Here is a 21287-nt window from a genome sequence, read left to right as displayed (position 1 = left end):
CCTTTCTAGATTATATTTTTACAACTTGTACCTCATCTTTGCCGAGCAAAATCAAGTATTTTTCAATGTTTTCAATCGAATAGGCTCGTGATAAAGCTTCTCCATAGAGCGCTAACTGCCCACGATAGCGTTCAATAAGCTGATTTGGTTGATCGTAACGGTCAGTCTTATAGTCAAAGAGGACAATTCGGTCTTGATAGAGTAAATACCCATCTAGAATCCCACGAACAACAAAGTCTTCCTGACTCTTTTGATCTTTTTTGAGCATAGAGAAAGGTTGCTCGCGGTAGAGATGGTCGGTATTAGCGAGAATCTCCTGACCAAGTGGTGTGTCAAAGAATGCAAGGATTTTAGAAAGATTGATCTTATCTCTGACACCTGGGCTGGTTTGAACTTGTTTGAGAGTTTCTGTTAGACTACCAAGTGTTGGTTGCTGACTAAGATCAATTCTTTGCATGAGTTCGTGGATTGCACTACCAATCTCAGCTCCTGTTACCTTTTCTTTAGTTGAAAAATCTGGTAAATCAAAGCTGATTTGCTTCTCCGGTGATTGAGTTTGGTTAGTAATTTCTACCCCTTCCATATCCATAACAGGTTCATAGAATTTCTTGATCTGACTTGGAGTTTGGACACTAGGAAGCTCAATGGCTGCGCGGTGAAGAGTATTATAAACTTCCACCTCTTTCAGCATTTCCAAAGCTTCTTTGATAGTTTCTGACTGGCGATTGTCTGCTTGAGAGCTATCTTGGAGAGGGCTCTTGTTTTCCAATTCTCCGATAGCTTCTCTAGTCAACTGGTCTTCACCAACAAAACGATAGCTAAAGTTGAGATTGTCCTTGGTAAATACTTTACTGATAGCCCAGACCCAATCTTGGAAATTTCTTGCTTGCAGTCTGGTATTGCTATCTAATTTTCCGTTATTTGCTGCTGGGTATTCCTTGGCTTCTAACTTTTCACGAGACCCCTTACCGACAAGATAGAGCTTTTTCTCAGCCCTCGTCATTGCAACATACAGCAAACGCATCTGCTCTGAATAGCTAGCCAATTGCAGTTCTTTCTCATTCTGCGTATAAGTTAGGCTAGGAATGGAGAGTTTGATAGTTTTAGGATAGTGTGCTTCCACTGCTCCTGTTTCCACCCTGGCAATGTATTTGACACCAAGCCCATTTTGACGGCTGAGAATGACGTCTGACATTGAGTCTTGCTTGTTGAAGTCCTGATCCATGTTGAGGATAAAGACGTAAGGAAATTCCAATCCTTTGCTCTTGTGAATGGTCATAAGTTCCACGGCATCTTTAGGCGGTGCGACGGCTACGCTTGCGAGGTCATGCTGGGCTTCTAGAACTTGGTCAATCATACGGATAAAACGAGACAAGCCCTTGAAATTACTCTTTTCAAACTGATCTGCTCGCAGAGCTAGGGCATAGAGATTGGCTTGTCTGGCTGGACCATTGGGCAAGGCCCCAACATAGTCATAGTAAAAACGGTCATTATAAATCTTCCAAATCAAGTCATAGAGAGAGTGGGTTTTGGCATACAAGCGCCAAGAATCCAAGATATCAATGAACTGATTTAATTTTTCAGCTAGAGCTGTATAAATCAAGTTTTTCTGGCTTGTTGCCTGTTTTTGAGCATTGACCAGTTTCTCATAGAGATTTTCTTGTACCTTATCTTCTACTTTCTGAAGGGATAAGCGTGCCAACTCGTCCTCATCAAAACCAAACATAGGAGACTTCATCAGAGCAACTAAGGCATAGTCTTGCAGAGGATTGTGAATGACGCGCAGGGTGTCCAGCATGACTTGTACTTCTAGGGATTGGAGGTAATTGTTTTGCTCTCCGTCGGTTTTAACTGGAATTCCGTACTCAGACAGAGCTAGGAGGATCTGGTCATTTCGACTGCGACTGGAAGTCAAAAGGGCTATTTCTTTAAAGGCTACACCTTTCTCTTGATGGAGCTTCAAGATTTCCTTGATGACCAGACGCATTTCTCCAGTGAGTTTCGTTTCTGCTTGGCTCTCTTCCTCCTCTTGCCCACTATCGTCCTTGTCGTATAAGAGAAACTCTGCCTTGTTCTCAGGATTGGGAGTTAGTTTGCTATTGGCAAAAACAAGCTGGTGCATGCTGTCATAGTTGATTTCTCCAATCTCTTGGTCCATGAGTCGTTCAAAGACATGGTTGGTTGCAGATAGCACTTCCGAACTACTACGAAAATTTTCCTTGAGGAGAATCAACTTGCCTTCTTGAGGATTATGCGCATAGCGTTGGAATTTTTCATTGAAAATCTGCGGATCTGCCTGACGGAAACGGTAGATAGACTGCTTGATATCTCCCACCATAAAGCGATTGTGACCATTCGACAGCAACTCCAGCATCCGTTCTTGAATGTGGTTGGTATCCTGATACTCATCGACCATGACTTCGTGGAATCGTTCCTGATAAGCCTTGCGGACTTGTGGGAAATTCTCTAGAATTTCAATGGTGTAATGGCTGATATCAGCGAATTCAAAGGCATTCTCCTGGCGTTTACGTTCACGATAGGCCTCCACAAAATCACTCATAAATGTTTGGAAGGTTTTAGATAACTCCCAGGTGTCTCCATGATAACGCTCTTGATAGTCGAGAATGGTTATCTGGTCTGACAGTTGTCCTAGTTTAGCAAACTGGGCCTTTCTCTCATCGTTATAGGCATCAGCCAGTGGCTTCAAATCGGCCTTACGACTAGAATTAGCTAGAGCTCGACCATTCTTTTCTTTCGATATTGCGACAACACGCGTAAGCACTGCTTGATAAGCCTGGCTATCGGACTCTTGATTTATGGAGCTAATTTGATCCAGAACCTGTTGAACAGCTTCTAAATAGGTAGCTTTGGGAAACTCCTTGGCATCATTATCCAGATGATAACGGAAAAAGATTTCCAAATCCCAAAGCGCCTGCTTGATTTTCTCAGTTAGTTTTTCTTTTTCACTAGCAAAATCAGCTTCTTCAAACCCTTTGAGGAACGAGTCACTAAGCCATTTTTGAGGATTACTAGTGGATTGAAGGAAATCATAAATTTTGTAGACTTGCTGGCGCAGACCTCTTTCATCCTTGCCACGCCCAGCAAAGTTCTTGACCAATCGACTAAAGCTCTCTTTATTTTCACCTTGGTAATGATCTTCAAAAAACTGATGAAAAACTTCGTTCTTTAAGAGTAACTGTTCACTTTCATTTTGCAGAATACGGAAGTTCGGTGCGATATCAATCAGATAGCCATGTTTTCCTAGGAATTTTTGTGTGAAGGAGTCCATGGTTCCGATGGCAGCGTTTGGCAGGTCTGCCAACTGGCGTCCCAAGTGTTGTTTGAGATCGACATCAACGGTTTCTTGGATTTGCTGGCTGATTTTTTTCTCCAAGCGTTCCTTGAGTTCAGTAGCAGCCTTGACGGTAAAGGTCGAGATAAAGAGTTGACTGATTTCTACACCACGGGCTAATTGGTCCAGAATGCGCTCTGCCATGACAAAGGTTTTCCCTGAACCAGCAGACGCTGAGACTAGGATATTTTGCCCAGCAGTATAAATGGCTTCGATTTGCTCGGCTGTTTTCTTCTGTTCCTTGTTCGAACTCGCTTCTGCTTCTTGCAATTTTTGAATTTCTTCCTCAATTAAAAAGGAAATGGGCTTCATCGATTCAACTCCTCTCTCATTTTTTCAAACCAAGCTTGCTTGAGTTTTTCTCCGACCAGTCGTTTGCCATCGGCTAGGTCTAACTTTTCTAGGAAACGAGCTTGACCAAAATGGTAATTAGCTTCAAATCCTGTAATGGCTTGATGTTGTTGAACGTATGGGGCAATACTTCTTCCGTTCTCTGTGTATGGATTGATGGCGAACTGACCTTGTAAAATCTTCTCAGCTGCCTTCTTGTAAAGATGGGCATTATAGTCTAGTAAGAGCTGGAATTCCTCGCCTGTCAGCTGATTGGCCTTGTTTTTATTGTAAAATTCGCCTAAATGACTACTTTCTTTCTCTAAAAAGAGGCCTTGATATTTCATAGACTTGCTGGCTTCTACTACCGCTCCTGCCAAACTCTTAACGGTCAAGAGAGATTGGACTGATTCAGCCATTTCCAAGTACATGGCACCGAAAAAGTTCTGCTCCCCTTCTCTTTTTAGGGCAGCAAGATAGGTGGGCAGTTGGGAATTAAGCCCATTAAAGAAATGAGGAAACTGGAACTGAGTAAGACTAGACTTGTAGTCTACCACTCCTAACGCTCCATCAGCTTTCAGGCGGTCAATACGGTCAACCTTGCCTCGCACATGGACACTGCGACCATTATCCAACTGGATAAAGGCCTGATCCTTGCCACCAAATGTTGCCTCCTCTTGGATGGTTTCGACGGCTGGATTATGACGAAGGATGTGGCCCGTAGTTCGCGCGACATCAAGTAGAACTTCCTTGGTAAACTGGGCTTCCAAACTTTCCTGATAAATGGCTTCAAATTCGCGTTCTTGACTGGTTTCTTGGATAGCTTGTTCCAGACGTTTGTCAAACGGATTTTCAGCAGGCAGTTTCAAGGCACGCTCAAAAATACGGTGCAAGAAATTCCCGTGACTGCGAGCATCTGGGCGCAGGCGCAATTCTTCCTGCAAACCTAAGACATAATGGAGGAAATAACTATATTCATTGCGGTAAAATTCTGTCAAACCAGAGGTAGACAGGTAAAACTCTTTGTCAGCAGGATAGAGAGCCTGCAAGGTATCCTTTGCTAATGGCTTGCTACTTGGACTAGTTGGGAGGGCAGGATTCGCAAGGCCTTTTTGGTCAAGTTTTTTCCCCATGACACGCGCCAAGACAGTGACAAAAGTTAAATCTTGTTCATTTACACTAGAATCCGCTTGCTGATGATAAGCAACCAGACTGGACAAGAGACTGTGATAAGAACCCATATCTTCTTTACTAAGATTTTTATGGTTCATTCTCTTTTCTCTTCGGCTAAATCCAAAACTTACCAGTTCATGAAGATAGACAGATTCCTTACTCTCATTTTCATTGAAAAGACTTGGAGCGGATAACACCAACTGCTTACGGGCAGCATTGACTAAAGAAAGCATGGTATAACGATTTTTCTTGAGGTTTTCACTGCTTGCAATCAGCAATTGTGCTCCCTCCTCTGTCGCTTGGTTTAGGCTTTGTCTCTCTTCGTCTGTCAAAAGGCTAGTATTTTGCGCAATTTTTGGTAAATGATCCTGAGTCAGTCCAATGGCATAGACAAAGTCAGCGGTCAGAGGTGCAATCAGATCGTAACTCTGCACCAGAACAGTGTCCACTGTCGCTGGAATAGTGCGATACTGAGATAAACTCATTCCAGAGTGGAGTAAGGATAGGAAGTCCTCCAGACTCACTTGTGAACCATCAAAAACGGTCGCAAATTGTTCTAAAACATGACAGAAAGCTTTCCAAACTTCAGCTTGTCTTTCCTGCTCTAGGACTTCCATAGTGGATGTTAAAGCTTGCATCTGCTTGCTTAAAGCAGCGTTTTTTAGAAAAGCACTCCACTTTTGCAAGAGATTTTCAGCCTTCTGTTTCCGACTGGCAAACAAGGTTTCAAGTGGCGCCAAAACTCGCAGACGAATGGCATTCAAACGTTCCAAATCAAATTTTCCATGGTGGGATTTTGTGAAGATTTGCTGAAAGGCTGACAAGCCATTGATACCAAGATAGCGGAGGTATTGCTCAAAGGCATCGATATCAGCTTGACTGAGGTCAGTATACAAGCCTGTTCTGAGAAGATTAATCAAATCCTCCTGACGGAAACGGTAGCGTTTTAAACGTAAAATTGACTCCACATACTGGGTCAAGGGATGATGAGCCATGGATTCGCTTCTACCAAGATAGAATGGAATCTGGTACTGGTCAAAAATGGTCTTTAAGGATAACTGATAAGAAGCCACATCACCCAAGAGAATACGAAAATGCTTGTAACTCAGTTCTGGATGGTCATGTAATTTCTGACGAATGCTACGCGCTACTAACTCCAACTCTTCCTTTTGCGTCAAGCAAGACCAGATTTGCAGGTTTTCCCTGTCTTTCTCATCGATATCCAAGGTGAGTTCTGAAAAGTCATAAGAAGACTCCAGCAAACGAGAGGCCTTGTCAAAACTATCCATTTTCTCATGAGTCTGAGAACGATCCTGAGCAGGTGTTTGGTATTTTGTCCCCAAATGATGAAGAAATTCCACACTGGCTTGATAGAGATTCCCTTCAGTGAACGGACTGATATAGGCTTTCTTGCTTGCATAAGCCCCAATAACAATCTCAACACCTTTTCGATGGAGCAGATCCACCACATGCTCTTCCTCAGCAGAAAAACGGGTAAAACCGTCAATGACCAGAGCAAGCTGACTAAAATCACTACCTACCTTGTCATTCTCAATAGCCTCAATCAAATGGGACAACTGACTTCCCTGAGCCAACTGACCTTGATTGAGATAGGCTGTTACTTTCTCAAAAATCAAGAGTAAATCTGCTCGTTTATCCTCATCCGTCAAACTTTCCAAGTCCAAAAAGCTCATCTGAGCAGTCGTCATCTCATGATAAAGTTCAACCAACTGCTGGATAAATTGAGGATCTTGTTTAATCGCACCATAAACACGTAAATCCTTGGAATCGAGTTCCGCAAGGCACTTATAAAAAGCCATCCCAAGACCAATATCATCAAGACTGGTCTTGGCAGGCAAATCATTTAAAACCAGATAACGAGCCATTTGAGCGAAACGCGTGACGGTAATCGCAAAAGAAGCCTGCTGGGACAAGCATTCCAGCACGGCGCGTTCCTTTTCAAAAGAAAGAGAGTTGGGGGCGATGTAGAAGATACGCTTGCCCACAGCAACTAACTCCTCTGCCTCTCTAGTCAGAATTTCTGTCAAAGAAGTCCGAATATCAGTATAAAGTAATTTCATCTCAGCCTCGTTTGCTTTATCAAAGTTTCTTACTCTATTATAGCAAAGTTCGCTTCACAGTCCAAATCCAAAATTTTAGTTGACAATCATTTAACTAGGAAATCAATCATACTCCATCATCCACTTTCATATGCTGAAAGATATAGAGGAAAAAGTCTTTGGAAACTTCAAAATGTCCATAACGAAGTCGAGAAGTATAGTCTTTCCATTCAGGATGTTGTCTGGCTATTTCTATGAAGCAATCTTTGACTGGCTGATAATACTCGACATTTCGTCTAAAGGGAAAGAATCCTTCAAATTGCTCTACTTGATAGGCTTTGTCATCTATAATTTTACCTACGGCCACAAAAGCCTGTAACTTATCTTGACCATTCATATCGTATTTTGGACTATAGTATAAAAGATAGTCACCTTTTTTCATACGATTTAAGGGGCCGCCCTTTCCATGACAGACCTGACAAAAATTTCCCTCAACTCCTCTTAAAACATGGTTCTTCGAAACAACTCCGACCCAATATCTAGGCATTTTTATCCTCCAACACTGCTAACATGCGATTAAAACTTTCTCTATCGTTAGATAGTTTTTCAAAAAATTCTTCATCAACACCTTCTACTAAAGGTAAAGCTTGATTGACCTTCTCCGCGCCAGACTTCGTCACTGAGACCAGTTTTGCCCGACTATCCTTTGGGTGTTGATCGCGTTTAATGTAGTCTTTCTTCTCCAGTAGTCTAACAATCTGGGAAACCGTCATGACATCCATACCGGTGAACCGAGCAATATCAACTTGCGTTACATATTCCTCTCTATTGGTCAGAAACAAGAGCGAGGTTAAAACGATAAATTGAGGCAAAGTGAGACCAACTGATTTCAAGACTCTTTTTAAATTGCTTTCCCACTTGTTGTAAACTTTGATGAAAAGAAGACCTGTAGACTCTGTTTCATCATTTTTGTAAATTGAATTAAAGTGATACTTTGACATTATTTCTCCTAAAATATTAAGTATACATATTATATAAGAATTTACTTTGTTTTTCAAGAAAAGGAAAGCTGAATTTTACAATTCTGTCAGACATTTCATAGTCTATATGCTATAATAAAAGCAAAACACCTAGAAAAGGAAGTCTTATGATTAAACTACTAGCCTTGGATATGGACGGAACCCTCCTCAATGAGGCCAAGGAAATTCCGCAAGCCCACATCACTGCCATTCACCAAGCCATTGAAAAAGGTGTCAAACTGGTTCTCTGTACAGGTCGCCCGCTTTTCGGTGTCCTTCCTTACTATAAAAAATTGGGACTGGACCTCCAGAACGAGTATGTCATTGTCAATAATGGTTGTTCAACCCATCAGACCAGAGACTGGAGTCTAGTTGACTGGCAAGAACTTAGTCCAGCTGACATCGAATATCTCTATGACCTATCAGAAAAAAGCAACGTCCAGTTGACTCTTTTTGATGAGAAACATTATTTTGTCCTCGGTGGCAAGCCTAATCAAATCGTTCAAAATGATGCCAAGTTAGTCTTTTCAGACCTGACTGAAATCTCCCTTGAGGAAGCTACTAGTGGCAAATATCGGATGTTCCAAGGTATGTTTTTAGGAACAAAAGAACAAACAGACGATTTTGAGCAGCGTTTTGCGATAGAACTCTGCCAACGATTTAGCGGCGTTCGTTCGCAGCCTGTCATTTATGAAGCCATGCCACTTGGGACGACAAAGGCTACTGCTCTTTCTCGACTGGCAGCGATTTTGAAGATCGAGCCCTCAGAAATTATGGCCATGGGCGATGCCAATAACGATATCGAAATGCTTCAGTTTGCAGGACTTGGCATTGCAATGGGAAATGCTAGCGATTATGTCAAGTCCCTTGCTAATGACGTTACAGCCAGCAACGAAGAAGACGGCGTCGCGCGTGCGATTGAGAAGTATATTTTATAGTAAAAAAGCCCAGTTTATGTCAACTGGGTTTTGTTTCTTTTAAGAATCACAAAACTTTAGAAACTCTTTAGAAATACTTGAGCTTTCTTTGATTTCTATAGCTTATACTAAAGTTAGAAAAATAAATCAAAAGGAGAAAATCATGAAAACAGTACTCGAAATTCATGGACTGACCAAACAATTCGGCCAACAAGCTATTCTTCAAGATCTTAGTCTAACCATAAAAGAGGGAGATATTTATGGTCTAATCGGAAAAAATGGAGCAGGTAAAACTACTCTTATTAAAATCATTACACAACTACTGTTTGCGGATAAAGGAACTGTTTCCCTCTTTTCTAGTCAATCGGAAAATGAGTGGACCAAGGGCTTATCTCGAGTAGGTTCAGTTATCGAATCACCTGTAGCTCATAATCACTTAACAGCCTATCAAAATCTGAAATATTATTGTATGATTCGTCATATCCCAAATGCTGATAAGGTGATTCATGAGACCTTGGACTATGTTGGCTTGTCAGATACAGGGAAAAAAGTCTTTCGTGATTTCTCACTAGGAATGAAACAAAGACTTGGCATTGCCATTGCCCTCCTATCAAAACCTGATTTCCTAATTCTTGATGAACCCATTAACGGTCTCGACCCAATTGGAATCAAAGAATTTCGTCTCATGATCCAGCGGCTCAATCAAGAAAAAGGAATAACTATCCTCATCTCTAGCCATATCTTGTCAGAGCTCTATCTCCTAGCTAATCGCTTTGGTATTCTGGATCAAGGTAAGATTATCCGTGAAATCAGTAAAGCTGAGTTTGAAACACTGAGTGAGGATTATATTGTGCTTAAAACAAGCGACAAAGAAAGAGCTTGTCAGGTATTGAAAGAACAAATCCAACTCCAGTTTAAGGTTGTCAATCCTGACAATGAAATCCATATCTTTGGTAATGAACAAGATGTCAAACAGATTCTCAAGCAACTAACTTTGGCCGATGTTGCTATTGATGAGATATACTTTGCCCGTCAAAACCTAGAAGAATACTTTACGCAATTGGTAGAATAGGAGAAAAATCATGATACATACCATTCAAGCAGATTTTTACCGTCTTTTCCGCTCCAAAGGATTCTGGATTACAGAATTCATTCTCTTTGTACTTATGTTACTGGGTGCTACTATCGGAGCTACAGGACATCTAATGTCAGTAAATACTACACCTGAAACAGAATTTCCGACCAAAGGTTGGGACGGCGTTCAAGCTCTTATCAACGCGTCTAGCAATGGTTCAAACCTCGTTTTTCTCTGCATCGTCCTGGCATGCCTCGTTCTTGGAGTTGATTTAATCGGCAAGCTTTATAAAAATAGTTTGACTGTCGGCGTTTCTCGTACAGAGTTTTTCCTTGCTAAATCCTTTGTTCTAGCAAGTATCGCTCTCTTGCAGCTCATCGCCAGCCTTGTGATTGCCTTTATTCCAGCAACTATCTTAAATGGATTTGGGACCATGCCTGATGGATTTATTGGCAATCTATTGATAACCATTTCCCTTCAATTCCTTTGTCTCCTTGCTTGGCTTTCCATCGTTTCCTTCATTCTCTATGTTAGTCACTCTTATCTAGCGGTATTTATTGGTTATTTGGTCAGCTCTATCTTACTTTCTATTCCAATTCTTGTTTTCCCAGACATTGAAATTCTACGATATTTAATTCTAGATTTTGCCTATGCTATGACTACTAATAGTCAAGCTATTCTCTATACCATCACGGTTTGCGTAACGGTCATACTTTTCTTCTCTTTCAGTGGACTGATTATTTTCAAGAAGAAAAGCTTATAAAAAGGACCTCCTCTAGGATATAGAGGAGGTTTCTTCTGTTAAAGATAGATAAAGACCGAAAACCATTCTCCATCAGTGGCTAGCTTCATTTCCGCTCCAAGAAGATGAACCAATTCCTCAGTAATATAGAGACCTAAACCAGAGGATTCTTCGGTATCTGACATATTTTCAGAATAAAAACGATTGCTGAGATTGTCTATATTCTTGATAGGTTTTTTGACTAGGTTATCAATTTCCAAAACAAGCCTATTTTCTTCCTTTTTCAAAGAAAGTCGAGCCTTCTCCTTGCCGTGCTTGAGAACATTTCCAAGGAGGTTTTGTATAATTCGATCAAGCAAGTCCTCATCAGTCGCCGTTTTCAACCCTGGTTCAACGTTAAAATCAAGAACAATATGTGAAGATTGAAAAACGTCGTAATAGGCTAAAGTTTTTTTCGTTATAAAAGTTGATAAATCAAGTTCTTCCAGTTTCGGTTTGACTGCTCCTTCCATCAAATGACGGTATTCGAGGAGAGCCTCCAAACGTTTGGAAACCAAATCTTGATGATGGGCTATTTTATTTAAGGTTTCTGAACTATTATCGGGATGTTTTATTAGTTGCTGGGTATATCCTGAAGCGATTGTCAAAGGTGTCCGAATATCATGAGCAATGTTACTGATTGCCATATCTAGGGTGCGTTTTTCACGCTTCATGATTAGCTGATTTTGCTCCACTTCTTGAAATAGATTCTCAATTTGGTTATGTAGACGCAAAATGGTCTTTGAAAAGAAATTTACACCGATCCTCTTCATGCTACCAGAGCGAATCTTTTCTTCAATTTGTCTGCTTAAATCTCTAATTGCTATATGATAGCGAATCAAAGAAATCGCCAAAATGATGTTAATGAGGAGTAATATTGATATCAAAATGTAATTCATTATTTGTCTCCTTTTAATCGAACACCAACTCCCCAAATGGTTTCGATGTATTCGTGATTCGGATCCAGTTGGTGCAGTTTTTTACGGAGATTGCTTAGATGGGTGTTGAGCGTATTGTCTCCTGGCAGGTAACTTTCTTCCCAAATCAATTCATAGAGTTCTTCTTTGGTGAAGATTTTTTTAGGATGCTGGAGTAACATTTGGAGAATCTGGCACTCTTTCTTTGCAAGGCGAATGGTTTCAGTTGCGTTACTTATTTCAAAACTATCCGCATCGAACTGGATATTTTTAAAGTTTTGTACAAGGTTATCAATTTCTCTTCGATCTTCTGACTGATGTTCACCACTTTGGCGTAATTGCACGGTGACTCTGGCAAAGACTTCGTCCAAATCAAAAGGTTTTACTACATAATCATTGGCACCATCTAAGAGATATTGGCTGATGAGCTTTTTATCACTCAAAGCAGTAAGCATGATGACCGGAGTCTGGCTAGTTTGTCGAATAGCTTGCAAGACTTGGTCGCCATTTTTCCCAGGGAGCATGATATCTAGCAAGACGAGATCGATGCCACCTTTGTCAAATTGCATGATACCTTCTGTCCCAGAAAATGCTTGAATCACCTCATGTTCCTCTGAAAGAAGGGTTCTTAAGATTTCCTGGATTTCATTATTATCTTCAACTACAAGTATGTTCGCCATAAACCTCGTCCTTTCTAAAACTATTATAACATGTTTTGTTGGGAATTCCAGATACAGAAAAGCTCCTCTAACATTTTAAGTTAGATGGAGCTAATGGGAATTGAATCTACTTAAGCAAATAAGCAATCAAAGTTATAATCCATAGATGAGCTGGGTAGAAAATATAAAAGAAATATTTACTCCAGACGGTTTCCTTACCTCGCTGTCCATTATACAAGACCATAAAAGGAAAAACGGTGATAAAGAGCCAGTCAGAATTGTAAAGCATCATTTCCAGTGTTTGGTACCAAGTGTCGTATATTTGGATGGAAGTCACTAACAAGAAGGCCCACAGAAAGGCATAGAGGAGATTTCGCAAGCCCTTGCGATTTCGACAAGAGTAACTAATCAAGAGAAATGGTAGCATGGTGATGCCACCCTCGGTAAAAAGACACCCGAAAATCAAGAGCCCAGCAAGCCCAATACGACGCCACAACTTCTCCTTTTTATCCAACTCTTTTCTGGGAAAACCAATCCAAAGCATGGTGACACCGATGGCCAAAGTCAAGAAAATATTATTAGTAACCATTACACCCTTAGAGGCAAACAGAGTATTGAGAAGGCTATTTCCAGCAAACATGATCAGCGCCCAACTCCAAAGACGGATGAGGTAGTTTTTCAAATTTCGAGTATGGATGAAGCCTTCCATAGCCATATAGACAAACCAAACTCCGACACAACGGGTCAAGGCGTGAAAGATACCTTCCCACAAAGGAGAAACGATTCCGGTGATATGAGGGATATGGTCCAGAACCATTACTGCCGTCATCAGATACTTCAACTGCGTTGCATTCCATTTTTTCATAATAAACCTCTTTCTTTTTGATCTACATAGAGTATAGCATACATTTCCACGTATAATCGTACACCCATCTTACATTTAAAAAGCCTATCTTACATTTTTGTAAGACAGGCGTGAATATCAAAAATTTATTATGAAAGTTACCTTCTAGTCTGTAATTCGTTGGTACATTTCTGGTCTTCTATCACGAAACAGTCCCCAATTTAGGCGCTCGCTTGCTCCCTTATCAAGGTCATAAGTTGCTAACAGAACAGCTTCTCCTTGTCTTTCAGCTCTCTCTAGAATAGCTCCTGTTTCATCCGTCATAAAGGAGGAACCGTAGAAGTCAAGACTGGAACTCTGTCCACCATTTTCCTCACTAGGAGTGACTTCTTCCAAGCCATAGCGATTGGCTGCAATAACTGGGACAATATTAGCTGCTGCGTGCCCTTGCATGGTACGTTGCCAGTGACCACAACTGTCCGTATCTAAGATAGGCTCTGAACCAATGGCTGTAGGATAAAAGAGCAATTCAGCACCATTCAAAGCAAGACAGCGCGCTGTTTCAGGAAACCATTGATCCCAACAGATACCAATCCCAATCTTAGCGTAGCGAGTATCCCAGACCTTGAAGCCAGTGTTGCCAGGCGTAAAATAAAACTTTTCTTGATAATAATGGTCATCTGGTATGTGGGTCTTCCGATAGACGCCCAGCACTTCTCCATCAGCATCAATGACGGCGATTGAGTTATACAAGACATTGCCATCTTTTTCATAGAAACTGATCGGTAAAACAACCTGTAATTCCTTAGCAAGCACTTTAAAATGCTGAATGGCTGTATTTTCTGTCACTGACTGGCCATACTGGTAGTAGTCATACTGGCGTTCCTGACAGAAATAGGGACGTTCAAACAGCTCTGGCAAGAGGATGATTTGTGCGCCTTGTTCTGCAGCCTGACGTACTAAACGCTCTGCGGTTTGGATATTTGTTGTCACATCCTTGGCACATTGCATCTGGATCGCTGCAACTCTTACATTTCTCATCTTTTTCTCCTATTCTGGGATTTGTTGGGTGATACAGTGGATATTGCCACCACCTAAAAGAATATCTCTGGCTGGTATTCCTACGACCTTACGGTCTGGGAAACACTTGCTGAGGATATATAGGGCGACTGGGTCGTTTACATCCTGAAATTGTGGCACTAAGACAGACTTGTTGGCAATATAGAAATTGACATAGGAAGCTGCCAGACGCTCACCTGCATAACGCTCTTCTTCCCCTTCTTCATAACTATAGCCCGGCAAATCCTTTTCGGTTACAACTTGATGAAGCGCTGGGATTGGCAGTTTATGAATAGTGAAGGGACGACCTTTTGCATCCGTTTCCTTCTCTAAAAGGGCAAGGTCAGCTGCAGACATGGCATACTGGGGATCGTTTTGATCATCTGTCCAAGCCAAGACAAGTTCTGCAGGACCAACGAAGGCAGCAACATTGTCAATGTGTTCATTGGTTTCGTCCTGATAAATACCATAAGGCAGCCAGATAACTTTTTCAGCGCCAAGATAGTTCAATAATCTTCTCTCGATTTCCTCTTTACTGAGATGAGGATTGCGACCAGCGCTCAGAAGGCAACTTTCAGTCACAAGAATGGTCCCTTGACCATCGCTATGGATCGCGCCGCCTTCCAGTACAAAAGGTTTGGCATCGTAAACAGGAATTTCCAAGGCGTCAGCAAAACTACTGGCTACTTGGTCATCCTCTTCATAATCTTGGTAGAGGCCATCGACAGCACCACCCCAGGCATTAAAAGACCAATCGACTGCCAACTTTTCTCTTTTATCATTGACGAGAATAGTCGGCCCAGTATCACGCGCCCAGGCATCATTAGTAGGAATATCTAAATAAACAACCTTGTCTCCTAGATAGGATTGGGCTTCAGATAGATAATCCTGCTCCACCAAAAGATAAACAGTTTCCCCTTGGGCTATGGTCTTGATAATCTGGCTAAATGCTTCTTTTGCAACCTTTCCTTGAAAAGGCCATGAACCTGGTCGAGTCGGCCAGATCATGAGGGTGCCATGATGGGGTTCGTACTCTGCTGGCATACGATAACCTGCTTTTTTCGGAGTTTCTATCATGATAATCTCCTTTTAAAGTCTTGATAGCCAAAGGCTTTGACTAAGCTGCAGTCTCCCTGCTCGTCCATAAGATAGAGACTTGGCAAGCCAATACCATTAAAGGTATTATTTTTGACAAAGGAGTAGATTGCCATGTCTTCAAAGTAAAGTCTATCACCGATTTGGACTGGATTTTCAAAACTATAATCACCAATCACATCACCCGTCAGACAGGTATTGGAAGAAAGTCTATAGGTATGGGCTTTTTCCTGCGGTTCAAATCCATTTCTCAAAGGTGGACGATAGGGCATTTCAAGTACATCTGGCATATGGCAGGTCGCGGAGGCATCTAAAACCAAAATATCCATACCGTTTTCGACAATGTCCAATACTTCAGTTGCTAGATAACCCGCATTGAGCGCAATAGCTTCACCCGGCTCGATATAGACTTCAAGATTGTAAGTTTCTCGAATTCTTTTAATCTCAGAAATCAGCAAATCCACATCGTAGTCTTCTCTGGTGATGTGGTGTCCACCACCCATATTGAGCCATTTAACTTGATACAAATAGGGTCCAAACTGCGCTTCGACTGCTTTCAAAGTTGTCTCTAAATCATCTGCCCCCTGCTCGCAAAGGGTATGAAAATGAAGACCATCCACCAAGTCCAGCAAATCACTAGGAATCTTGTCTATAGTGACTCCAAAACGGGATCCAGGTGCACAAGGATCATAGAGCGCGTGATCACCTTGGGTAGAACATTGAGGGTTGAGGCGCAAACCGACACTGATACCAGCCTCTCGGCAACGAGGACCATGTTTACGCAACTGTCTCTCTGAGTTAAAGACGATATGGTCCGTTATCTCCAGCAATTCCTCCAAGTCTGCATCCTTGAAAGCAGGTGCAAATACATGGACTTCCCCCGGAAACTCTTCTCTAGCTAGCTTAGCCTCATAGAGACCACTAGCCGTCGTACCTGACAGATACTGGCTAATCATGGGGTAGGTTTTGTAGAGAGAATAAGCCTTCTGGGCCAGTAAAACCTTGCAGCCCGCTTCTTCCTGAACATATTGTAGAATGCGACAGTTTGCTTCTAACTTGGCCAAATCAATGACGTAAGCTGGTGTGGGTACTTGTTCTAACTTCATTAGTCCACCATTTGCGGATTTTCTACCACAACCCAAGGCAATCCGTACTTATTCAAAGCTTCCATGAATGGATCTGGATCCAATTCTTCAAGGTTATAGACTCCAGCTTGTTTCCAAGTACCGTTCATAACCAATTTTGTCCCAATCATGGCTGGAACACCAGTCGTGTAAGAAATGGCTTGTGAACCAACTTCTGCGTAACATTCCTGATGGTCACAAACATTGTAGATATAGATGGTCTTTTCAACACCATCTTTGACACCTCTAAAGATACAGCCGATATTGGTTTTTCCAACTGTACGTGGGCCAAGGCTGGCTGGATCAGGAAGCAAGGCTTTCAAGAATTGAATCGGCACAATGTCTTGTCCATTAAAGTTAATAGCATCCGTACGAAGAAGACCAACGTTTTCCAAGCATTTCATATGCGTTAAATAAGATTGACCAAAAGTCATAAAGAAACGAATGCGTTTGACACCGGGAATGTTCTTGGCCAATGATTCAATTTCTTCATGGTGAAGGAGATACATGTCTTTCTGTCCAACTTGAGGGAAGTCATACTCACGCTTGATAGACATAGCTTCGACTTCGACCCATTTTCCATCTTCCCAGTAAGAACCTGGCGCAGAAACCTCGCGGAGGTTGATTTCTGGGTTAAAGTTTGTTGCAAATGGATAACCGTGGTCACCACCATTACAGTCTAGAATGTCGATATAGTGGATTTCATCAAAATAGTGTTTGAGAGCATAAGCTGAAAAGACACTGGTCACACCTGGGTCGAAACCAGAACCAAGAAGAGCAGTCAAGCCAGCTTCTTTGAATTTCTCCTGATAAGCCCATTGCCATGAGTAGTCAAAGTAGGCTGTAAAACCAAGTTCCTTGCAGCGTTTTTCATAGATAGCACGCCATTCTGGGTCTTCTGTGTCCTCAGCCTCATAGTTGGCCGTGTCGATATAGTGGACACCTGTCGCCAAACAAGCATCCATGATGGTCAAGTCTTGGTATGGTAAAGCTACGTTCAAAACAGCTTCTGGCTTGTAGCTTTCAATCAAGGCAATGACCTCTTCTACATTGTCAGCATCAAGAGCAGCCGTCTCAATCTTTGTACTTGTTTTGCCTTCTAGTTTAGCTTTCAAGTCATCACATTTTGACTTGGTACGGCTAGCAATCATAATCTCTGTAAAGGTTTCGCTATCTTGGCAAATCTTTGAAATAGCAACTTGGGCAACGCCCCCACATCCAATAACTAATAAACGACTCATTTTTTTCCTTCCTCTTCTTCTAAAATGTCCTCTACATACTTGGGCAACATAAAGGCACCAACATGTAAGTTTGCAGTATAGTATTCCGTGAAAAGCTGGCGTTTTTTCCAGCCTTCCTTGTCAAAATCTTTGACAGGATGGTATTTTTTCGATGCAAATCCAAACAACCAATAGCCAGCTGGACTGGTTGGGATATGCGCCTGATAGACCCGACTGATTGGAAAGGCTTGATTGACCTTGCGGTGCATGCTTCGGCAAGCTGACTCATCCTCGTCAAAGAAGGGACTCCCATGCTGATAGATCATGATTCCGTCCTCTTTCAAGGCTCTGTAACTGTTTCCGTAAAATTCCTTGGTAAAGAGCCCTTCCGTATGTCCAAATGGATCTGTCGCATCGTTGATAATGATATCGTAATCATCCTCACAGTTTCGTAAAAATCTCAGTCCATTTTGATAGTAAATGGTAACACGAGGGTCATCTAGCCCTGCAGCAAAGTCTGGGAAATACTCACGACAGACCTCAACCAACATCTCATCTGGTTCCACAATATCGATTTGCTCTAGTTCAGGATATAGGGTTAATACTTGGGCAACACCGCCGTCACCACCCCCAATAACCAATACTTTCTTTGGATTTGGATGGACAGCCATGGGTACGTGGACCGTCATTTCATTGTAGACAAAGTCATCTGCATCTGAAAACAAGACATGCCCATTTAAAATCAGTATTTTCCCAAAAGCTGGCGTATCCAAGACTTCGATATCCTGCCATTCACTTTTTCCAGCATAGAGTTGCTTGGCAGTTCTCAAGGACAATTTCACATCTGGAGTATGAACTTCAGAAAACCATAAATCCATCTAGTTCTCCTTTCTCTTAATGACGTTGATGTGATTGACCTCTGGATCTTCCGTCCCTTGGAGGGAGCATCCACGTTCTTTGGCAAATAGGATATAATCCACAATGTCTCGTGTAATGCGTTCACCTGGTGCTAGGATTGGAATTCCTGGAGGATAGCACATGACAAATTCCCCACAGACCTGTCCAACAGACTCATCCAAGGTTAAACTTTTTCTCTCTGAATAAAAGGCTTCCTGAGGAGAAAGGACTAACTCGTGTTGAATATATTCTCCAGCAATCAAGTCCTTCCCATCTCTCGAGTAGAGTCTCTTGATATCCGCCAAAGCACCGACCAAACGTTCGATGTCTTGGATGCGGTCACCAATGGAAATATAGGCCAAGATATTCCCAATATCACCAAATTCGATCTGAATGTCGTATTCATCTCGGAGGAGGTCATAAACCTCAATACCTGTTAAGCCAATACCCTGAGTGTAAACGGACAGCTTAGTCACGTCAAAATCACAGACCGACACACCGTCTATTAACTCTTTTGAGTAGGCATAGTAACCACCGATAGCATTGATTTCACGACGAGCGTATTCGGATAGCTCAATGACTTTCTCAAAAGACTCTTTGCCACGAAGAGCTAAGTTCCGTCGAGAAATATCCAAACTAGCCATCAACAAGTAAGAGGCTGATGTAGACTGGGTCAGGTTGATGATCTGACGAACGTACTCAGGATTCATCTGTTCCCCGATAAGCAGGATGGAACTTTGAGTCAAACTCCCACCAGACTTATGCATAGAGACCGCCGCCATATCAGCGCCAGCATCCATAGCAGACAGTGGCAATTTGTCTGTAAAATGCAAATGCGCTCCATGGGCTTCATCTACTAAAACCATCATGCCAGCTTCGTGAGCCATTTCCGTTAAACCCTTGAGGTCTGAACAAATTCCATAGTAGGTAGGATTGTTAATTAGGATAGCTTTAGCATCTGGATGTTCCTTAATGGCCTGGGCAACCCGGTCATTTTCAAGACCTAAAGCGATGCCGATTTTAGGATCCACACTCATCTCGATATAGATGGGTATGGCACCACATAGAACCAACGCATTGATAGCAGATTTGTGGACATTTCGTGGCAGAATAATCTTATCTCCCGCCTTACAAGTCGAAAGAATCATGGTCTGCACGGAAGAAGTTGTCCCTCCAATCATGAGAAAGGCATGCGCCGCTCCAAAAGCATCCGCTGCCAACTCCTCTGCATCCCGAATAATCGAAATAGGATGACCGAGATTATCCAAGGGTTTCATAGAATTGACATCAATGCCAACACATTTTTCTCCTAACAGTTCGACAAGTTCTGGATTTCCTCGTCCACGCTTGTGACCTGGCACATCAAAGGGGACAATTCTTTTCTTGCGTAGCTTGACCAAGGCCTCGTAAATTGGGGCCTGGTTTTGATCTAACTTCTTCAAGACATACTCCTTTACCATATTTTTAGCACCTCAAGAAGATAAAGGCGACTAAAGGTTGACTTATGAAAAAAGAGCAGGTTTTCACCTGCTCTGCAATCTTCTGACGTGTGTATTTTGGTTTCTGTTGAGTATGTCTGTTCCTGATGTTTCCTAACTCTCTAGTAGCAAATATTACGTACTTTATTGATCGTTTCACAAGATGACGTGTGCTTTCACCACACTAAAATTTATGAATTAGGACAAGCGTCCTAACATCAACTTATAAAAGTAGGCTTTTAACCCTATCAATAATGTGGCTTCTTAACCACGCTTCGGCATTCAACCCAGCCTGTCCGTAGGCATTTTTTACTCGGGTTTATATTTGCTAGAAAACATCATCTCATTTTCTAAGCCTAATAACTATATCATGTTTATAAGAACTTGTAAAGGATTTTGTGAAACTTTTTTAAAGAAATTTATTTTTTGTTCGTCAAATTCTGTTGAACTATAAAAGGAAATCGCTTTAAAACGTCAAAGAAGTAAGAAAAAAGAAACCACAACCATTAGCTACTTCAATAATCTTAAAGTATAACTTGATATTGAAAATCAATTCTTTTCATCAGATTTTATACATATTTCCAGCTAGGTAGTGTGAATCAACTGCTCTAATTCTACTTCTGAAAGCTGTCCTTGATTGTAAAGTTTTCTAAGTAAGTCCTCATCTACGGTAATTGAATAGTAATCCGTCACAAACTCATGAAATTTCTCAAAACTGTCAAAGAAATAGGATAACAACCATTCGCCACCGTCCTGATCTTGGTAGGTATTTTGATGCTCTTGACCGTCATACCAGATAAAAAAGGTTGTTTCATCTTTTTGCTCTTCTGAGTAAAGGTTTTGATACTTTTCATCCAGTCCTTTATAAAATCCGTCTATGATGTCTTGATTCCACTCATCCGCAGCAAACTGACTCAAACTGCTTTCATGATCAAAGCCTTTTATAAGAATTATTTTTTCAGTAAAGATCACATCTAGAGAATCACCTGAACCGTTGTCGATAAGGTAACGAACCCCATAGCTTTCCTCAGTCTTAACGATCAATCGAAGCCAGGTCTTATTTGGATCTGTTCGATACTCATCAATGACAAGCAAGGCATCTAAACGCGTCTTTGCATTTTCCCATTCAATTTTTCCCATCTCTTCAATCCTCCATCTTAACGTTTAAAATCTATTATGCTTACAAATTCTATAACCAATTTCTATCTATCCCATCCGACTACACTGTGGAATATTTCCTCCACCAGACAAATCATCAGGTGTTCGATTTTCTAGATGTGCATTCAT

At 41.6% G+C, this 21287-nt stretch carries 17 protein-coding genes; 3 read left to right on the top strand and 14 right to left on the bottom strand.

All coding sequences use genetic code 11. The features are described from left to right. Window positions 1-10 precede the first annotated feature (10 nt). From addA to B7717_RS08210, 4 genes are all read right to left on the bottom strand, one after another. Window positions 11-3664, bottom strand: a complete 3654-nt coding sequence (gene addA, locus B7717_RS08225) for a helicase-exonuclease AddAB subunit AddA (RefSeq protein WP_084944530.1) — start codon at window positions 3662-3664, stop codon at window positions 11-13. Beyond that, entirely contained in the window at window positions 3661-6936 is a 3276-nt protein-coding gene (gene rexB / locus B7717_RS08220) for an ATP-dependent nuclease subunit B (protein WP_084944529.1), read from the bottom strand. Before rexB ends, addA begins: the two co-directional genes overlap by 4 nt. Before the next feature lie 106 nt (window positions 6937-7042). Beyond that, window positions 7043-7462, bottom strand: a complete 420-nt coding sequence (locus tag B7717_RS08215) for an EVE domain-containing protein (protein ID WP_084944528.1) — start codon at window positions 7460-7462, stop codon at window positions 7043-7045. After that, the gene (locus tag B7717_RS08210) at window positions 7455-7916 is read right to left on the bottom strand and encodes a MarR family winged helix-turn-helix transcriptional regulator (protein WP_084944527.1); all 462 of its coding nucleotides are present in this window, start codon (window positions 7914-7916) and stop codon (window positions 7455-7457) included. The genes B7717_RS08215 and B7717_RS08210 overlap by 8 nt, the downstream gene beginning before the upstream one ends. A gap of 146 nt (window positions 7917-8062) precedes the next feature. Here B7717_RS08210 and B7717_RS08205 point away from each other — a divergent pair, with 146 nt between their 5' ends. The 3 genes from B7717_RS08205 (at window position 8063) to B7717_RS08195 (ending at window position 10689) form a co-directional block, all read left to right on the top strand. Continuing rightward, the gene (locus tag B7717_RS08205) at window positions 8063-8872 is read left to right on the top strand and encodes a Cof-type HAD-IIB family hydrolase (RefSeq protein WP_084944526.1); all 810 of its coding nucleotides are present in this window, start codon (window positions 8063-8065) and stop codon (window positions 8870-8872) included. Window positions 8873-9014: 142 nt separating this feature from the next. Further along, on the top strand, window positions 9015-9923 hold the full coding sequence (locus B7717_RS08200; protein ID WP_084944525.1) for an ATP-binding cassette domain-containing protein: 909 nt from the start codon (window positions 9015-9017) through the stop codon (window positions 9921-9923). 10 nt (window positions 9924-9933) lie between these two features. After that, the gene (locus B7717_RS08195) at window positions 9934-10689 is read left to right on the top strand and encodes an ABC transporter permease (RefSeq protein ID WP_000581968.1); all 756 of its coding nucleotides are present in this window, start codon (window positions 9934-9936) and stop codon (window positions 10687-10689) included. Window positions 10690-10727: 38 nt separating this feature from the next. Here the strand turns inward: B7717_RS08195 and B7717_RS08190 are convergent, their stop codons facing one another. The 10 genes from B7717_RS08190 to B7717_RS08145 all read right to left on the bottom strand — a co-directional run bounded on the left by B7717_RS08190 (window position 10728) and on the right by B7717_RS08145 (window position 21140). Continuing rightward, window positions 10728-11606 (bottom strand): sensor histidine kinase, encoded by an 879-nt coding sequence (locus B7717_RS08190; RefSeq protein WP_001106747.1) that lies wholly within the window; start codon window positions 11604-11606, stop codon window positions 10728-10730. After that, on the bottom strand, window positions 11606-12304 hold the full coding sequence (locus B7717_RS08185) for a response regulator transcription factor (protein WP_001284150.1): 699 nt from the start codon (window positions 12302-12304) through the stop codon (window positions 11606-11608). The genes B7717_RS08190 and B7717_RS08185 overlap by 1 nt, the downstream gene beginning before the upstream one ends. Before the next feature lie 106 nt (window positions 12305-12410). Then, entirely contained in the window at window positions 12411-13148 is a 738-nt protein-coding gene (locus B7717_RS08180; protein WP_084944524.1) for a TraX family protein, read from the bottom strand. 144 nt (window positions 13149-13292) lie between these two features. Continuing rightward, complete coding sequence (gene aguB / locus B7717_RS08175) at window positions 13293-14168, bottom strand: N-carbamoylputrescine amidase (RefSeq protein WP_049478254.1); 876 nt, start codon at window positions 14166-14168, stop codon at window positions 13293-13295. Window positions 14169-14177: 9 nt separating this feature from the next. Next, on the bottom strand, window positions 14178-15263 hold the full coding sequence (aguA, locus tag B7717_RS08170; RefSeq protein WP_084944523.1) for an agmatine deiminase: 1086 nt from the start codon (window positions 15261-15263) through the stop codon (window positions 14178-14180). Then, window positions 15260-16387 carry a carboxynorspermidine decarboxylase gene (gene nspC / locus B7717_RS08165; protein ID WP_084944522.1) on the bottom strand — a complete coding sequence of 376 codons (1128 nt, stop codon included), beginning with the start codon at window positions 16385-16387 and terminating at the stop codon, window positions 15260-15262. Before nspC ends, aguA begins: the two co-directional genes overlap by 4 nt. After that, window positions 16387-17646: a saccharopine dehydrogenase family protein gene (locus B7717_RS08160; RefSeq protein ID WP_084849657.1), complete on the bottom strand. Its 1260-nt coding sequence runs from the start codon at window positions 17644-17646 to the stop codon at window positions 16387-16389. Before B7717_RS08160 ends, nspC begins: the two co-directional genes overlap by 1 nt. Continuing rightward, on the bottom strand, window positions 17643-18503 hold the full coding sequence (gene speE / locus B7717_RS08155; protein WP_000366713.1) for a polyamine aminopropyltransferase: 861 nt from the start codon (window positions 18501-18503) through the stop codon (window positions 17643-17645). The genes B7717_RS08160 and speE overlap by 4 nt, the downstream gene beginning before the upstream one ends. Beyond that, window positions 18504-19964, bottom strand: coding sequence for an aminotransferase class I/II-fold pyridoxal phosphate-dependent enzyme (locus B7717_RS08150; protein ID WP_084944707.1), 1461 nt, complete (start codon window positions 19962-19964; stop codon window positions 18504-18506). Window positions 19965-20585: 621 nt separating this feature from the next. Beyond that, window positions 20586-21140 (bottom strand): hypothetical protein, encoded by a 555-nt coding sequence (locus tag B7717_RS08145; RefSeq protein WP_084944521.1) that lies wholly within the window; start codon window positions 21138-21140, stop codon window positions 20586-20588. Between the last annotated feature and the right edge of the window lie 147 nt (window positions 21141-21287).

The sequence above is a fragment of the Streptococcus oralis subsp. oralis genome (assembly GCF_002096495.1).
Taxonomy (GTDB): Bacteria; Bacillota; Bacilli; order Lactobacillales; family Streptococcaceae; genus Streptococcus; species Streptococcus oralis_CU.
This window is presented reverse-complemented; position numbering and strand designations above follow the sequence as displayed.

Excerpts from the sequence above, each read along its gene's own strand:
- addA (WP_084944530.1), bottom strand. The coding sequence starts at position 3,664 with ATGAAGCCCATTTCCTTTTTAATTGAGGAAGAAATTCAAAAATTGCAA.
- rexB (WP_084944529.1), bottom strand. The coding sequence starts at position 6,936 with ATGAAATTACTTTATACTGATATTCGGACTTCTTTGACAGAAATTCTG.
- B7717_RS08215 (WP_084944528.1), bottom strand. The coding sequence starts at position 7,462 with ATGCCTAGATATTGGGTCGGAGTTGTTTCGAAGAACCATGTTTTAAGA.
- B7717_RS08210 (WP_084944527.1), bottom strand. The coding sequence starts at position 7,916 with ATGTCAAAGTATCACTTTAATTCAATTTACAAAAATGATGAAACAGAG.
- B7717_RS08205 (WP_084944526.1), top strand. The coding sequence starts at position 8,063 with ATGATTAAACTACTAGCCTTGGATATGGACGGAACCCTCCTCAATGAG.
- B7717_RS08200 (WP_084944525.1), top strand. The coding sequence starts at position 9,015 with ATGAAAACAGTACTCGAAATTCATGGACTGACCAAACAATTCGGCCAA.
- B7717_RS08195 (WP_000581968.1), top strand. The coding sequence starts at position 9,934 with ATGATACATACCATTCAAGCAGATTTTTACCGTCTTTTCCGCTCCAAA.
- B7717_RS08190 (WP_001106747.1), bottom strand. The coding sequence starts at position 11,606 with ATGAATTACATTTTGATATCAATATTACTCCTCATTAACATCATTTTG.
- B7717_RS08185 (WP_001284150.1), bottom strand. The coding sequence starts at position 12,304 with ATGGCGAACATACTTGTAGTTGAAGATAATAATGAAATCCAGGAAATC.
- B7717_RS08180 (WP_084944524.1), bottom strand. The coding sequence starts at position 13,148 with ATGAAAAAATGGAATGCAACGCAGTTGAAGTATCTGATGACGGCAGTA.
- aguB (WP_049478254.1), bottom strand. The coding sequence starts at position 14,168 with ATGAGAAATGTAAGAGTTGCAGCGATCCAGATGCAATGTGCCAAGGAT.
- aguA (WP_084944523.1), bottom strand. The coding sequence starts at position 15,263 with ATGATAGAAACTCCGAAAAAAGCAGGTTATCGTATGCCAGCAGAGTAC.
- nspC (WP_084944522.1), bottom strand. The coding sequence starts at position 16,387 with ATGAAGTTAGAACAAGTACCCACACCAGCTTACGTCATTGATTTGGCC.
- B7717_RS08160 (WP_084849657.1), bottom strand. The coding sequence starts at position 17,646 with ATGAGTCGTTTATTAGTTATTGGATGTGGGGGCGTTGCCCAAGTTGCT.
- speE (WP_000366713.1), bottom strand. The coding sequence starts at position 18,503 with ATGGATTTATGGTTTTCTGAAGTTCATACTCCAGATGTGAAATTGTCC.
- B7717_RS08145 (WP_084944521.1), bottom strand. The coding sequence starts at position 21,140 with ATGGGAAAAATTGAATGGGAAAATGCAAAGACGCGTTTAGATGCCTTG.